Annotated in this window: 11 protein-coding genes and 1 tRNA gene; 3 read left to right on the forward strand and 9 right to left on the reverse strand. The window is 47.2% G+C overall.

Annotated features, from left to right (window positions below):
• Window positions 1-3,204, reverse strand: a complete 3,204-nt coding sequence (locus S1OALGB6SA_RS00815; RefSeq protein ID WP_503465858.1) for a hypothetical protein — start codon at window positions 3,202-3,204, stop codon at window positions 1-3.
• Window positions 3,205-3,380: 176 nt separating this feature from the next.
• Here S1OALGB6SA_RS00815 and S1OALGB6SA_RS00820 point away from each other — a divergent pair, with 176 nt between their 5' ends.
• Together S1OALGB6SA_RS00820 and S1OALGB6SA_RS00825 are read left to right on the forward strand one after the other, a co-directional pair.
• Window positions 3,381-4,625 (forward strand): UPF0164 family protein, encoded by a 1,245-nt coding sequence (locus S1OALGB6SA_RS00820; protein ID WP_124032243.1) that lies wholly within the window; start codon window positions 3,381-3,383, stop codon window positions 4,623-4,625.
• A 104-nt stretch (window positions 4,626-4,729) separates the two neighbouring features.
• Window positions 4,730-6,028: a tetratricopeptide repeat protein gene (locus S1OALGB6SA_RS00825; RefSeq protein WP_124032244.1), complete on the forward strand. Its 1,299-nt coding sequence runs from the start codon at window positions 4,730-4,732 to the stop codon at window positions 6,026-6,028.
• A 73-nt stretch (window positions 6,029-6,101) separates the two neighbouring features.
• Here the strand turns inward: S1OALGB6SA_RS00825 and S1OALGB6SA_RS00830 are convergent, their stop codons facing one another.
• The 6 genes from S1OALGB6SA_RS00830 to S1OALGB6SA_RS00855 all read right to left on the reverse strand — a co-directional run bounded on the left by S1OALGB6SA_RS00830 (window position 6,102) and on the right by S1OALGB6SA_RS00855 (window position 11,640).
• On the reverse strand, window positions 6,102-7,487 hold the full coding sequence (locus S1OALGB6SA_RS00830; protein ID WP_124032245.1) for a sigma-54-dependent transcriptional regulator: 1,386 nt from the start codon (window positions 7,485-7,487) through the stop codon (window positions 6,102-6,104).
• A 49-nt stretch (window positions 7,488-7,536) separates the two neighbouring features.
• Window positions 7,537-8,697: a two-component system sensor histidine kinase NtrB gene (locus S1OALGB6SA_RS00835; RefSeq protein WP_124032246.1), complete on the reverse strand. Its 1,161-nt coding sequence runs from the start codon at window positions 8,695-8,697 to the stop codon at window positions 7,537-7,539.
• Window positions 8,697-9,836: a DNA polymerase III delta subunit-related protein gene (locus tag S1OALGB6SA_RS00840; protein WP_124032247.1), complete on the reverse strand. Its 1,140-nt coding sequence runs from the start codon at window positions 9,834-9,836 to the stop codon at window positions 8,697-8,699. Before S1OALGB6SA_RS00840 ends, S1OALGB6SA_RS00835 begins: the two co-directional genes overlap by 1 nt.
• On the reverse strand, window positions 9,836-10,372 hold the full coding sequence (locus S1OALGB6SA_RS00845; RefSeq protein ID WP_124032248.1) for a hypothetical protein: 537 nt from the start codon (window positions 10,370-10,372) through the stop codon (window positions 9,836-9,838). The genes S1OALGB6SA_RS00840 and S1OALGB6SA_RS00845 overlap by 1 nt, the downstream gene beginning before the upstream one ends.
• 58 nt (window positions 10,373-10,430) lie before the next feature.
• Complete coding sequence (locus tag S1OALGB6SA_RS00850) at window positions 10,431-11,573, reverse strand: UDP-N-acetylglucosamine--N-acetylmuramyl-(pentapeptide) pyrophosphoryl-undecaprenol N-acetylglucosamine transferase (protein WP_124032249.1); 1,143 nt, start codon at window positions 11,571-11,573, stop codon at window positions 10,431-10,433.
• Window positions 11,567-11,640, reverse strand: a tRNA-Val gene (locus tag S1OALGB6SA_RS00855). Before S1OALGB6SA_RS00855 ends, S1OALGB6SA_RS00850 begins: the two co-directional genes overlap by 7 nt.
• Before the next feature lie 124 nt (window positions 11,641-11,764).
• Here S1OALGB6SA_RS00855 and S1OALGB6SA_RS00860 point away from each other — a divergent pair.
• Window positions 11,765-13,666 carry a protein-disulfide reductase DsbD family protein gene (locus S1OALGB6SA_RS00860; RefSeq protein WP_124032250.1) on the forward strand — a complete coding sequence of 634 codons (1,902 nt, stop codon included), beginning with the start codon at window positions 11,765-11,767 and terminating at the stop codon, window positions 13,664-13,666.
• A gap of 29 nt (window positions 13,667-13,695) precedes the next feature.
• Here S1OALGB6SA_RS00860 and S1OALGB6SA_RS00865 read toward each other — a convergent pair whose 3' ends face one another.
• Window positions 13,696-14,061, reverse strand: a complete 366-nt coding sequence (locus S1OALGB6SA_RS00865; protein ID WP_124032251.1) for a CoA-binding protein — start codon at window positions 14,059-14,061, stop codon at window positions 13,696-13,698.
• Entirely contained in the window at window positions 14,058-14,636 is a 579-nt protein-coding gene (locus tag S1OALGB6SA_RS00870; protein WP_195910222.1) for a nitroreductase family protein, read from the reverse strand. The genes S1OALGB6SA_RS00865 and S1OALGB6SA_RS00870 overlap by 4 nt, the downstream gene beginning before the upstream one ends.
• Window positions 14,637-14,914: the final 278 nt, after the last annotated feature.

The raw sequence follows: 14,914 nt of genomic DNA on the forward strand, positions 1-14,914 counted from the left end.
CTATTCGATATCCAGCCAATACTTAATCTTCATAACCTCAGGATGCCTAATGAAAACTGGAAAGGTGTTAATTATGGATCGATATATAGTTTCAACTGAACTCTTGTTATTCCGGTGTCTCTGCTCGTCGGCCACCGCAATGAGATTTCTCAAATTATCAGGCAGAGCTCTTGGTTGAGTATAGAAGCGTATCTCATCTTGAAGATTTGCCGCATCGATATTGTTTTCCCATAGTTGAAGTGCCGTGTTGAGGCGTTCGATTAAATCCGGCGAAGCCGTTGCGATCGCATCGGTAGTAAGGTTAAGGGTCTGCGTCCAATCACTTCTAACTGATTCAGTAATGCGAACACTCTCCTCTATTTCCGCCTCTGTGGGCAGAAGAATGATTCTTCCAAGATATATATCAACTCTTTCAATTGTCGATTTCAATCCCGGGAAGTCTGGATCGAATTCAAAAACCGCACGCAATTGAGGATCCAGCGGTGGGTTGAAACCGATTCCCGTTATCAATACCTCACTATTCCCATTTCTCACAGCGGCATTCGCATTTTCAATCAGCTCCCTGACTGTTTCAGTGTATTTCTCTGGCTGCTTGATTTTTAGAATTTTCTTTTGCAACAACAATGCCGCCGAATTACCGGAGAATACATTCAAGACTTCTTGTACCAAATCCTCAGCATCAGAAAATGACTTCAGGGCATTTGTATTTCGCTGGTTAGCAGTATCTGTTTCCAGTTGGCTAATTCCTTCCTGGTAACGCTGATTCGCCAAATTGAGATATTGATTCATTTCCCCAAATAGAGGATCGGAGGGTTCAATTCTGGTTTTCAAGGAGGAGTGCTGAGCCGTTCTAAACCGAACAATCCTAAGTCTTAGCCTCGTATCTTCCTCGCCAAATGTACTAACCCAGAATTGCTGTGCGAGAAGTAGTAAGTCCAACCCATCATCAAAAAGTCTTTCAGAGAATTTATTGTCAGCCTCAGCAATAGCGTAGTCTCGGACAGTGACTGCAAGCTGCCTTGGTTCATTATACGCGATTCTTTCCAATTCCGCCAGTCGCTCTTTTATTCCTGAGTCAACTGCAATGTCCATATCATTATTTTCTATTTCTGAAAACAAATCATGTGCGCGAGCCAGGGTGACTACTAGTGAAATATAGGAATCCTTGGCTCGGTAGAAATCGTTTATGTTATTGTCAGCCTGTCCCTGGATGTCAGCCTCTCTCGCCGCTTCCAGTAATCCTTCAGCTTCACTGAGAGTTGCGAGCGCTATAGTCTCAGCCCGCAATGCAGCGTTCTGCCTAGCTATTGCACTAGCCTGGATAGCCAGCCACTGATCTTTTAACTGCGCAATACCCACTAATAACGCATTGGTTTTGTCATCATACTCAGCCAAATCTTGTTCCACCTCATCATCAAGCGTGATTTCCAGCGTTTTAGTCACAGTGAGGAAGAAATCATCAATATCCCCGGAAAAAGCTTCTATCGATACTAAGAAAGGAGCTATAAGAAATTCTATCGCTGCCTTGGGTTTGTCTTCATCCAAAAGATTATTAGCGGAGACAGTCTTTGTATCGCTCTCTTGAATCAAGTCCTTAAACTTGGAATCCAGAATTCTGTAACGCGGGTCGAAATACTGAAGAAAGGCACTGGATTTTTCACTTGACAGGGACTTCAGCAACTCCAGCAGCTCTACTTGCAAATCATTGACAATTCTCCAAACGCTCGCATTGACTATCTCTCCACTCCCGGCAATCTGATCCGAATACTGGTTCCAATCGAATAAAAGGTTCTCAATTTGATTTGTTGAATCCCATACCATCTCGGACAAAATTTGTACCGACTCGATATCAACATCCGGTAGGCTTTCCGATCCAAAACTCGGCAACCCACTTGTGATTTCAATCAGCACTATGCGAATCTTAGACGCCTCTGCAATGGTTTGAAGCTCCAAGAAAATGGATCCGAGTTGACTGGCAAATTCCGAATTCTCGGAATCTGCAAGGCTCGCCAAATAGTTGTTTGCCAGCGCTGTGAATTCCAACACGTGTTCCGTATTAACCCCGGAAAGAGAGAACAAATCTGCACTTTCAGTCCATAGTCGAGATTGATAATTACTGATACCCTCGAAGTAAGTGGAAGAAACTACATCCAGCATTGTTGTCAGAATTTTGAGAAAAGAACTCTCCCATTGAAGTCTCTGAGCGTAAGCTATTCCTTCATCCCTGCCAGTTCTACCATTCAAAAATGATATCACCCTGTCGTAACGAAAATCTTCAGGGATTCTATCGAGATTCTCGTGAAGCTGATTCATTGTTTCGCCTAACCTGTAACCAAGTGACAGTATTGTCCTCGCTTCCTGGTATTCGAGATTCAATAAAGCAACAAGGTCGAACTCACTCCAATTGGCAAGATTGTCGCGAGATATAACTGTGGATGCCACAGCGACATTGCTCGAAAGGTTCGAACTGATTTGACTCCACCTGTCGATTAGCGATGTAAGTTCCGAAATGATTTTATCTCCTTCCGGAGCATAACGCTTATATGCTTCAAATATCGTTAGGTTTCTGTTGGGCAACGACGAAATTACTTCAATATCCGAAGGTTGTACCGCATCTCTATATTTCTCATAGGTTTGACTTTCACCAAAAACATCGTCAATGAAGCCCTGTTCATATTCATAAATGGCTTCGCGATATAATCCTTGTTTGATTTTCTCGTTTCCTCTTGCGAAGAAAATTTCCCGCCGCAATAAATCCAAGGTTCGTCTAAACAAGCTCTCAACAATTGCTATTTTCTGCCAGGTATCACTGGTAGGATTTCTATCCTTCATTTTGATTTGCTGTATCGTTTCTTCAGTTTTTACAGCTTTCTGATCTAAACTCAATGCTTCTGAAGCAAGGACATTCTTTATCTCTTCAAGCAGTCCTGTAATCTCATCTTCTATGCTCCGGATTTCGAGAACAAATTTCTGCACCAATTCTATTTGGTTTGGGTATGCCTTACCGATTTCAACCAAAATACTCATGGCCTCATCCAGTTGTCCTTCTTTGATGAGTTTTGAAACACGTTCAAACTCAGGATGCGGCATCGAATCCTGTTTGAAATCAGTTCTGCCGCCAGCAGATAGTGGGGCGGTTAGACTCATAAACAAGAGGCCAAGCAGAAAGACGTCATACCGCCCTCTCCTTGAGTTTTTCATCATCACTGATGTGCGTGTTCTCCTTGCCAGTTTCTTGGTAGCTGAAGCTACACATCTTAAAAGGCAATCAATGTTTCTATCGATCTTCTTATAGAATATATCGACAAAACTGATTTCGTCACAAATTGTGAACTTTTTATCGGTTGTTTTACGAAAAACCCGATATACTTAGGATACGAATGAAAGCGCTGCTTATAGTGCTGGGAGTCGTTGTAATAACTCTTCCCATCTGGAGCGACAGAAATGATATCTATAAGGGTTTATCCAGCGCTTCCGGAATAGATCCAAATGCCGGACAGAATTCTTTCTATATCCTCAGCATCCCAAGCGGGGGCAAGTATGAAGGTATGTCTACGGCCCATACCGCTATAGCGCTTGACGGGGGCTATCTGGAATCAAACCCTGCAGGCGGATCGTTCTTGCCTGAAACCATACTCAGCTTCTCCCATCTGGACTGGATTGCGGATTCTGGACTTGAGACAATTACCTTTGCGTTCAGGCCGGAGAAGAACGAAAATTTCGGGATTGGATTCAGCACAAAATTCCTTCATATACCTTTTGTGGGATACAATCAATGGGGCGCACAGTACGATCGACATGGCTCATCCGCCGTCGGCTGGTACACGGAATTATTGACCACAGCGGCTATATCTTACAACTTTCTAAGGAGTTTCTATTTCGGCGGTATTTCGGTAGGCGCAAGTCTCAAGGTTGGATATCGTGGGGTGAGTTCGGCTCTGGAACCAAATCAGGGCGCCCCCAGTCTCCTGGGCGATTTTGGAGTAATGACCCAGTTCAATGTATTCAAAGCTTATGTGGGGCGAGATATGAACAGCAGTGTCGGGTTTGCCATAAAGAACCTTGGAAAGGAGTTTATTGACAATCCTGATCCACTGCCAACCTCCGCCAATATCGGACTCTCGTATAAACCAGCACGCCCGATCACCTTAGCCTTTGATTTGAACTTTCCATTCAATCTGAATGGCAGCACACCCGGCAAAATTGCTGTTGCATTTGGCTTAAATGCCGATATCATTAAGTCTGTTTCCGCTCATACTGGAGTATTTGTCAAAACTGGCAAACCAAGATTCACGGTCGGAACGGATATTACATTGAAGGATTTTACCATCCAGACCAATTATACCCTCGATCTTGCCAGTCGGCCCGAATTATTTGATCGCATGAGTATAGCGATAAAGCTGAACATGGATACAGTGAAGCAGCTGCTGCAGAGAGATGATGCTCAAGCTCTTTATCTGGAAGGACTGGACGCCTATTCAAAGGGAGACTTGATTCTGGCCATTAGTTACTTTGAGAATGCCATTTCTCTAGATCCATCTTTCACTCCGGCAGTGGAAATGCTAGCTACCGCACGCGCGTCCCAGCAAATTGAAGAAGAACTCCGCCGGTCGTTGCAATTCTAATCTGTTTTAGGCATCTTTCGCATCAATCTAGATAACAGCCTTGAATTTTCTTTAGTTGTTCTTGGCATAGATTCAACTGTAGACTCCAGGTTTAGGACGAAGCGGTGAGAAAAGAAGCTTCAAATAGTGAAACCCTTAAGCGTTATATCAACAGACTCAAGAAATGGCCTGAAGATAAGCCACCAACTCCAATCGATCTAAATTCCTTGCAAAGGGAAATACGCCTTACTAGTGCTGAGAAAGACAGACTTGACTTCCTGGTGGAAAACCATGAGCGTCGTGCGAGAGCAGCCCTGGACACCAACGCATACAATCAAGCAATCATCGAAATGACCAAAGTGGTTCAATTAAGTCCATTGGATCCGGCCTCTCGAGTTGAACTAGCTAGTATCTATCTTCAAAAATCTCTCGAAAGGGGTTACAGAAGAAAAGATCGTCTGCGGGCTGTAAAACTTGCTAAAACAGCTCTAATACTGAATCCAGCAGATACCAAGGCAAAATTATTTCTTCGCAACTATCGCAGAATGAATTCCGACTTTTCCGCGATAAAAAACCGCAAATACATATTGCCGATAATTTTGCTCGCTGGGATAGCCGGAGCGATAGCCATATGGCAAAGAGACTTGCCAAGCAATTCCAATGCAGCAGCCAGGAATAGCTCAGGCACATTCCCCCTCGTATCAAAACAGGAAGTTTTTCCGGAAACAAGAACAATTGATGTCGACATTGTCGATCTTGCCAGCGACGATTGGGAAACGGAAATCATTCAGGCAGAAGTGGGACGGCGAAATGATGACTCATTTGTAAAAATTCTGGGGAAACTTAGCACCTCGAAAGAATATGTAGAAGGGATGCGCCTGCTTGTTAAAGGGAAAGATGTCTCAGGGGACACTCGATTCACCATACCCTGGACCATCTTGGACAATGATTCACCTGCAATGTCCCCTGGTGATAGTACGTCTCTCACGTTGTTTCGCTGGCTCGTTGATTCCGAAATTTTTATCGATAAACTGGAAATCACACTTTCCGATCTCGAATTGCTGCAGGAGAAGCCAAAATGGGATTGGAAAAACCCCGTTCTGGTTTGGGATATACCCAGACCTGAAGGTGTTTCAATTGATGCGAGGATTAGACGATTTGAATTAATTGAGGCATACGATCGTTTGGTATTGACAATGGAACTTGTCCTGACGAATAGCGGGATGCTGGACATCTCCAGATTGTCCATGAATATCTCTCTGGGCTCAGATTTCCCAAACTTTTTTTACAACCCGGTGAAAGCGGGAAGCCCCCCCATGTCCATGGAGGAAAGGCGCGTATGGATCGTAACAATGGGTTTTCCGCTCGATGCTGTTCTTGTGGATCGAGATGTAATCATAAGGATAACCGAGCTTGGAAATTAGGCTAGTGATAACTCCCAGCTAGTGAAATACCCACACCTGATTAGCTCATCCTGCCTGAACCAGATGTAGGGAATCAAGGAGAAACGCTAGACTCATCAAGTTCGGCTTCCAGACCGTATTCTTTTATTTTGCGATGAAGCGTCTTTCTTCCGATTCCAAGCGCCTCTGAGGTGCGGCTCTTATTCCCGCCAAACATATTTAGATTTGCGCGAATAATCAGCTTCTCAGACTCGGTCATTGGAGTTCCGGGTTTGATTCTTATGTCATTTTCATTGCCTCGAGAGGTGACATAATTCGGAAGATCGTCGGGTCCTAAGTAGGAGTACTTGCTCATTACAACGGCGCTTTCGATTATGTTCCTTAATTCCCTCACATTTCCCGGCCAGCTATACGATCTTAACGCCATCGCCGCTTTAGGTTCCAAACCAAGAATCTCCCGTTTGTTCTCACTGGCGAATTCTTTCAAAAACCTTGCTGCCAGCAATGGTATATCCTCGGGTCTTTCCCTTAGGGGGGGGATATGAATGTTTACTACATTGAGCCTGTAATAGAGATCTTCCCGGAAACGACCGGCAACAACCTCTTCCTTCAAATTTCGGTTGGTAGCCGCGATTATTCGAACATCGACAGATATAGTTGACTCTCCGCCAACCCGCTCAAAGCTTTTTTCCTGCAGAACGCGGAGAATCTTAATCTGGGTAGATTGATTAATCTCACCTATTTCATCCAGAAATATTGTTCCCCTGTCGGCTAATTCAAAACGTCCCCTGCGTTGATTCACCGCGCCGGTAAAAGCGCCTTTTTCATGCCCGAAGAGCTCTGTTTCCAGGAGAGATTCAGATAGCGCCGCGCAATGCACCTTGACTAAAGGAGCCTTGTTTCTGGGTGACTGATCATGGATTGCATTGGCCACTAGCTCCTTGCCGGTACCGCTCTCACCTGTGATAAGAACACTTGCCTTTGTGGGAGCAACTTGCTTAAGCAACTCAAACACATGATGCATAATCGTACTCTTGCCCAAAATTTCCGCACCCAGTTTCTGTTTTCCCAACCTGGAAATCTCGGCCTCAAGTTCCTGGTGCTTACGAGCTAATTCCCTGCGGCTAAGCGCCCGTTTAACGAGCAAGCCGAGCCGTTCAAGATTCACCGGTTTTGTAACGAAATCATAGGCTCCGTCGCGCATCGCCTCTACGGCGTTGTCCACTGTTCCATGGCCAGTGAGAATAATTACCGGAATCGCAGGATAGGCAGAAACAACCTTCTTCAACAATTTATCACCAGGAAGTTTGGGCATCCGCAAATCGGCCAAGATTAAATCTATTTCAGTCTTGTGCATTTGCCTCAGCGCTTCCTGTCCATCCTCGGCTTGAACAACTTCGTAACCATCCATTTCAAGAGACTTTGCAAGTCCCGAACGGATATTTTTTTCATCGTCGGCAACCAGAATTCTGAAAGTCATCTTTTCTTCCTCGACTTGCACAGCTGGCTACAAAGAGTAACAAGGGCAATCATATAGTTCCTCCCGAAATCAGCTTGCGTTCAATCTGGGGAATGGGTAGTGTAATCTGAAATGTGCTTCCTCTATCCGGATGAGAATCCATTTGCAAATCACCCCCATGCTCCTTTATAACCTTGTATACCACCGTCAAACCTAATCCGGAACCCGTATCACGGGTTGTAAAAAAGGGCTCGAATACTTTCCCCTGCAGTTCTTCGGGAATACCTTCTCCCGTATCGCTTACAATGATTATTATGCTGTCTTGTTCCTTGCGAGTCTCCAATTTCAGCTCGCCGCCGTTTGGCATGGCGATTATTGCATTCTTTATAAGATTCAGTAATGCCCGCTTCATTGCTCCTTCATCTAACGGTATGGGCGGTATTGATGCGCTCAATACGGGAAGCACCCGGACTCTGGCCTCTTCCATTTCATAGCGCAAAAACTGAACCAACTCGCGTATAAGTTCATTCAAATTCGCTCTCATGGGTCGCGCATCTTGGGGACGAACAGCGAAGAGGTAATCGGAGACTATGTTGTTTAATCGCTCAATCTCCTCTTCAAGAACATCCAGGGATTCACCCAGGTGAAGCGAGATTTCATCTTTCTTATTCAGCTGCCTTCGAAGCAGTTGAAGATGAATGCTCATGGACGCAAGTGGATTCTTTATCTCATGAGCTACGCCTGCAGCCAGCGTAGTGAGCGAGGCCAGGCTCTCGGCCCGCTTGAGTCTGGCATTTTCCGCCCTATATTCGGTTGCATCCTCTACGTAAATCATACTCCCCACAATGCTTCCGCGATCCACAAGTGCAAGGACTCCGCAACTCAAAATGATGCTGCGGTCTCGCCACTGGATGGGAAAATCCAACATGGGGGCACCCCTATCCTCATCTAGGGCCGTCTTTACATAGCTTGCTATACCCTCGGATGCGATAACTTCCCACACCAGCAAATCCATGGGATCTTTTGTATTAAGCGGCAGCAGTCGACGGGCAGGGTTGTTAATCATGATTACACGATTATCCCGGCCTGTAACCAATACTCCGCCGGGTATTGACGAGAGAACTATCTCCAGCTGATCGTTGTCCTTTACCAATTCCTGAACAAGGGAATGCAACCTATCATGATCTAAACGATCCAGACTTTTTAGTGCCCGTCGAATCAGTTTTCGCATCAGAATCCGCCCATCGAATAATAGAGCCCGCGAAGAACTAAGGGGATGGGCAGATTCAGGTTTTCGGCGCGAAATCGAGCATCCCTAATCCAATTCTGTTCAGCAAGGAAGCGACGATGCTTTGGTGATGCAGTTTTTTTCCAACGATCGCGAAGTTCGGCACTAAGGGCTTCCAGGAAGACTCGCAAATCTTCCAAATCTCTTATCTCAAGTACCTCCCTTGGCATTGCCCGATTATTGGAATTCGCTTGTACAATGAATTGTCTCGCGACAGCCATATTAGAAGAACCGCGGCGCCAAGTGTCAAAAAAATCTTGCAGACCACCACCCCCTTCCTTCTTGAAAACCCGCCGAAGAATTTCGGCTTCCTGTGCGCGGCTGCGTGTTTTGAACGGATAGTGTCTCAGGCGGGAAGCTATAGTTGGGAGTAATATCTGTTTGCAATCGGTAATCAATATGATGCTTGTATCGACAGGAGGTTCCTCGAGAAATTTCAAGAGAGCATTCTTCGACGCATCTGGCATTCTGGTTGCGTTGTCGATAATAATCGTTTTATGGTTTTTGGCCGACGAATGATGCGCCCAGTGACGAACATGACGAATCTGAGCGATGGGCAGGAGTTCCGGCAGTGCCTTCTGCATCTCAATGCAGTCATCTACCAAAGAATTTAGGAGTGTCACCTCCCCTTCCGGTAGCTGATTCCTCGGCAGTATGGATTCCACGGATTCCGCTAATCGTTCCGCAATGGAATGCAGTTTGGCGAGCTTTCTTTCCCGAAGAATCAGATCGAATCGGCGCAGTAGCTTCCTAACGGAGCGAATCATCAGATAAGAAGCTGCATAGGATTTATTGTGCCTAATCAGTTCGGCACAGGCGGAAATTTCGGGAATCAGGTTGCGCTGACCCATCAGTATCGTGCGGGGATGCGCCAGCAATCGATGGACGCGACACTGCTTGCATGCACAACTCCATCCTTTGCTGCTTTCACAACACAGAATACGAGCCAGCTCAAGAGCCGCAGTGAGTTTCCCAGACAACGGTGGCCCTGAGAATAGCAAGGCCGGTGCCAGAGAGTCTCCAATAATCTCTTGCTTTAGTTGATCTACTATCCCTTCCTGATACAAGAGGTTCTCGAACACTAGATTCCCACCGCCATCACCGAAAGTACTGGCCTTGCAATATGATTAAGGGTTGAGATTATCAGACTTCCCCGAAGTGTCTGATTGGCAAGCGGCCAGGGCAGGCGCAATAGCTGAGCCGCGAGTAGGAAGGTGAACAAGATGCCGGCGAAGAGTCCAAGTGTGGCTCCAAAGACGCGGGACATGGTTTCGGGTTTTGTTTTATGGCTCCCTCGACCGATTCGGATGACAAGAAAGCCAGATATCAACAGCAGGAAAAGGGTAATAAAAGTCGGGATAAGGGCCACCACATACGCGGTGTCTGTTCGTTCCTCCAGGATTAGCACCGCGACGGCCGGCGCATCGGGATACTTCTCGGAGCCGATTCCAACGATGTTGAGGATGAATTTTTCCATGGGCACAGTCAGCAAGAGTACCGCAAGTATTATAGACAGCAGGGTAACCACGAGATAAAGCCCAAACTTCAATCCCCGATGTATCCCCATACCTATTGCGAGTAAGTAAATCATAATGATAACTATGTTCAGCAAGTTCATCCTGTGTATTTCATATCACCGAAGCTGAAGCGAGTAGTAAAAAGCTGCATGCGGTTCATCACTTGTTTTCTACGAGCATTTCAACAATTTTCTCAGCGGCCTGCCGGGATGAGAAGGCGCTCGTGGCATCTGACATTTTAGCCAGCTTCGCCGGATTAGACAGCAGTTCCATAACTATTTCCTCCAGTCTATCGGAATCGGCGCCAGCCTCAAGGGTTATTGACATTCCGACCTCTTCGGCAAGCGCTGCATTCAATATCTGATCGCCGCGAGTGGCCTCTCGGAGAGGGATAAATACGGCTGGAGTTTTTGTTGCGGCAAGCTCCCATAAAGAGCCAGCGCCGCATCGGGCAATCGCCAATTGCGCGGCTGCCAAGAGGCCGGGTAATTCTTCGAAGAAGAAGGGTTGGCTTCTATAACCTCTTGAATCTTGGCATGTAGGGGTGCCTGAACCTGTCTGGTGTACAATGGCTGCGATTTGAAGAAGCCGATCGAGGGAATTTGTTACCAGCTTGTTGATTTCGCGGGCACCGAGGGAGCCACCTAGAACGAGGATTAATGGGCGCTTGTCGCTTCTAAGCAGACCAGCGAATCGTCTTCCTTCCTCGGGCTTCCCATTCAGCAGTACTTCACGCACCGGATTTCCAAGTACCACCGCGCTTCTTCGGGCCGATATGGGAAGGTAGACCAGGGACCGCCTATGCGCGACAAGCGCCCGGGCGCCTAACTTGATGTTGAGACGCGTGGCCAGACCGGGGTTAATATCCGAATCGTGAGTGAAAACCCGGATTCTCAGCATAGCGGCTGCTGCCACCGGTGGAACAGATACGAATCCGCCTTTGGAGAAGAGCGCAATCGGCTTCTCCCGGCGCAACACCCTCAGGGAAGCAAAAAATCCTATGGCGATGCAGAATAGGTCAACAAAATTCCTGAATGAAAAGTAACGGCGAAATTTTCCCGAGGGGACCGCGAAATATTTTGTACCAATCCCACAGACTAAGTCCCTTTCCATTCCTCGGTGAGATCCAATCCAAATGATGTTGAATCCTCTACCTCGAAGCCTGTCTATTACGGGAAAGGCAGGAAAAACATGCCCTGCGCTCCCACCCCCCGTGAAAGCAATTGTTACAGTTTTCATTACTGTACCGAAGACTATCCGATAAGCCGCTTTGGTAAAACCCTGCTCATCATCGATGGGCAAGCTGGGACTCGAACCCAGGACATCCGGTGTGTAAGACCGACGCTCTAGCCAGCTGAGCTACCCGCCCGATTTGCAGACATATATTACTTGGAGAATTCGTCAATGGACAAGGGGTAAATAATGAGGGGATGAGATGTGCCTGGATTATTTTTTTCCGTGTAAGCTTATAACCTTGCGTTATACTGTTTGACATGCGCATCTCGATACTGGATTTGCCTATCCGAATACTCTCCCCGCTTGCTCTTCTGCTCATGGCATCATCAATATCCCCGCCGCTGCACGCCCAGTCGAACGAAGCGAGAGGAGTGGGTATAGGCTTCCCAGAATTTTTCTCCGCAGGCGCGGGAATACGCGCTGAAACTTCAGCCAAACTAGCTTCTTGGGATCCGGAGGCTTTGACGGGAATAGTTGCCGTGCGCTATGAGTATCCCGAGGGGTATCATCAAATTGACGATCCGATTTATTTCACCCTGAAACCCGAACCCGCGCCGGCTGTTTTATTCGGCCCCCCTTTAAAAGCCAAACCTGTCTTCAAGAACGGCATCGCCGAATACTTTGATGAAACCACGATAATAATCGAGTTTCAAGTCTCCCAAGAGGCTCGTCCCCAACGTCTCGCCATAAACGCGCTGTTCCAGATTTGTAACCTCCAGGGAATCTGCCTGTTTCCGGATTCAGAGCTTCTTTATGTGGATTTTGATCCTGCCGCGCCGGCACTCGAACCCGACGACACTACTCTTGCCATACTCGACTGGTCTATAAGCGAGGATAGGGAGTTGCAAACAGCCGCGCTTGGAAGCACTCCATCTGACACTGATATTCCAGCAGACACTGACATCAAAAGAACAGGGATGGCGCCAAGAATCCTGCTAATTCTTCTGATGGCCCTGGCCGGCGGAGTTCTTCTGAACATCATGCCATGCATTTTTCCACTACTTTCTGTCAAAGCACTCAACCTTGTGAACCAGGCCGGGCAGAGTAGGAAAACCATATTTGCGCACTCACTGTTATATGTTGCCGGAATTGAGATATCGCTGTTCGCATTGGCAGCAATTGTAATCGCACTGAAGGCTTCGGGCAGTCTTTTTGGATGGGGATTCCAACTCCAATCTCCTCTATTCGTATTGATTCTAATCGCCATAATCTGGTTATTCGCCCTTAGCCTATTCGATGTGTTCGTAATAGAGGCCCCGCGGAGAACTGAAAACGCGGGTAGAAGAGGTGGTTTTGGGGGAAGTTTTCTTACGGGAGTATTCGCGGTTCTAATTGCCGCGCCTTGCACAGCGCCATTGCTGGGTCCGGTTTTGGGATTCGCCTTTTCTCAAACACCTCCGGTGATAATTGCAATCTTCGGATTAATCGGCTTAGGCTTCGGGTTTCCGTTTCTCCTGCTAGGGCTATATCCCGGCCTGGGCGAGAAACTTCCGAAGCCCGGTCCCTGGATGAATACATTCAAAGAGGCAATGGGATTCTTACTCATCGGCATCGTTGTCTACCTGTTTACAACTTTCATCAAACTGGCGCCTTCTGTCGCTAACGGCGTTCTCTGGTGGCTGCTCTTCCTCGGTTTTTCAGCATGGCTGCTGGGCAAGGCCAGAGGCCTCCTTGTAGGAAAAGCTTTCCGGTTCACCGGACAAATTCTCGCTCTTGTAATAGCCATTGGCTCGGGATTTCTGTTTGTCGACCTCTCACAAACCAGTAAGAGATTGGTGGAGAAAGGCGCAACGGAATCAACAGAGCGTTTAGATGAAGCAAGCATCATCGCATTCGATGAACAGAAGCTTCAAAACCTCATAGCGCTTGGCAAGCCCGTCTTCTTGGAATTTTCCGCTGACTGGTGCACCACTTGTAAAATCAATCAGCGTGTAATCAAACATAGGGAAATCCGTGCCCTAATGGTCCAAAAGGGAATTGTCCACGTAAAGGCCGATCTTACAGCATATGATGAGAACCTAATCCAGGCGTTAGTGAATTTTGGGCGCGCCAGTTTACCGCTGTATGTCCTCTACAGACCCGGCGAGAAAGAACCCCTTATTCTCCCCACATTCATCAGTGTTCAGAAGCTGCGAGTCGAAATGGATAAAATCCGATAAGCGGTTGCCTTCGAAACTGAACGAGTGCCTTAAAACTGCCCTGTCGATAACAGCACCAGGGTACAGGCCTCAATCCAGGAGATATTGGACTTATCAAGAGCTTCTTCAGCCATTGCCGATTCGGTACCCGGATTGAATATCACGCGTCTTGGCTGTGCGGCAATTATATCCTCCAAATCCAGATTTCGCGGTGCCAAATAGACAGTCAGGGTATCAATCACGCCCACAACTCTGGCGACATCCCGCACTCTCGCAAAGACTCGGAGTCCCTCCACTTCTTCATAGGCGGGATTCACCGGAATTACCCGATGCCCAATCTCTTTAAGTCGACGCACTGCTTTATTGCTATACCTGTTCTTCTTTGGGCTAGCTCCTAGCACAACCACAGTACTCATTCAGAAGGCACCGCTCCATCCGAAAATACAAGCTCACTAATGGCTTTCCTAGTCCTGATTTCCGTTTCCATAAACCGCATTTCTTCTGGAACCAGTTCAGGATTGCCCGGCCAGCCAATTGCCACGGCAGTGAGTATCGCGAAATTCTCAGGAACCTTGAAATCCTCCCGAATTCGCCGCTGATTGAAACCTAACATCTGATGGAACACCAACCCCTCGTACGCCGCCTGGAGCGCCATTTGGAGAGCAGCCATGCCGGACTCGTACGTGGGTATCATAGGCATGCCACTCGGTATTCTGGAGCCGGGCATGTCGGTTCGACAGAGCACAAATATCAATCTTGGTGCCGCCAGGGCCCATGCATTTTTACGCTTCAGGGCCTTGCGAGCCTTTTCCAGCGAATCGGCATTTTCCGGGCCAAAGGCCAAAAAGCGCCAGGGTTGATTATTGAAGGAGGAAGGCGCCCATCTGGCCGCTTCGAGAAGCCGCTCAAGCACCTCGGGTGCAATCGGTGCAGATGAATCGATGGCTCTCGAACTCCACCTGCCCGCAAGAATATCTAAAATGCCGTCCATCTTCGTTCCCGGCCTCATTACCGGAGTTGTTATACTGTTCATGTAGACAATATAGCATTGAGACTTAAGATAGCAAAAGTGCTTAGCCTAACTGCCTCTGGCACGCTAGTCTTTAGCCCGCAACTAAAAAGCCTCATTTCTGCAGACAATCATCTGACTATCGAAATCTATGAGGTTCCAGCGGTTTCCAGTCTTATACACTTCTTATACACTGCTCACGCTGGAATCACTGACTTTGTCAAAAAAGCAAATTGAATTTAAGCAATCAGTCGCCAGAG

This window comes from Olavius algarvensis spirochete endosymbiont, assembly GCA_900608495.1.
Lineage (GTDB): Bacteria > Spirochaetota > Spirochaetia > DSM-2461 > DSM-2461 > UBA2779.

Bases quoted from the DNA above. Each gene is read 5' to 3' on its own strand.
- S1OALGB6SA_RS00815 (WP_503465858.1), bottom strand. From the start codon at position 3,204: ATGATGAAAAACTCAAGGAGAGGGCGGTATGACGTCTTTCTGCTTGGC.
- S1OALGB6SA_RS00820 (WP_124032243.1), top strand. From the start codon at position 3,381: ATGAAAGCGCTGCTTATAGTGCTGGGAGTCGTTGTAATAACTCTTCCC.
- S1OALGB6SA_RS00830 (WP_124032245.1), bottom strand. From the start codon at position 7,487: ATGACTTTCAGAATTCTGGTTGCCGACGATGAAAAAAATATCCGTTCG.
- S1OALGB6SA_RS00835 (WP_124032246.1), bottom strand. From the start codon at position 8,697: ATGCGAAAACTGATTCGACGGGCACTAAAAAGTCTGGATCGTTTAGAT.
- S1OALGB6SA_RS00845 (WP_124032248.1), bottom strand. From the start codon at position 10,372: ATGAACTTGCTGAACATAGTTATCATTATGATTTACTTACTCGCAATA.
- S1OALGB6SA_RS00860 (WP_124032250.1), top strand. From the start codon at position 11,765: ATGCGCATCTCGATACTGGATTTGCCTATCCGAATACTCTCCCCGCTT.
- S1OALGB6SA_RS00865 (WP_124032251.1), bottom strand. From the start codon at position 14,061: ATGAGTACTGTGGTTGTGCTAGGAGCTAGCCCAAAGAAGAACAGGTAT.
- S1OALGB6SA_RS00870 (WP_195910222.1), bottom strand. From the start codon at position 14,636: ATGGACGGCATTTTAGATATTCTTGCGGGCAGGTGGAGTTCGAGAGCC.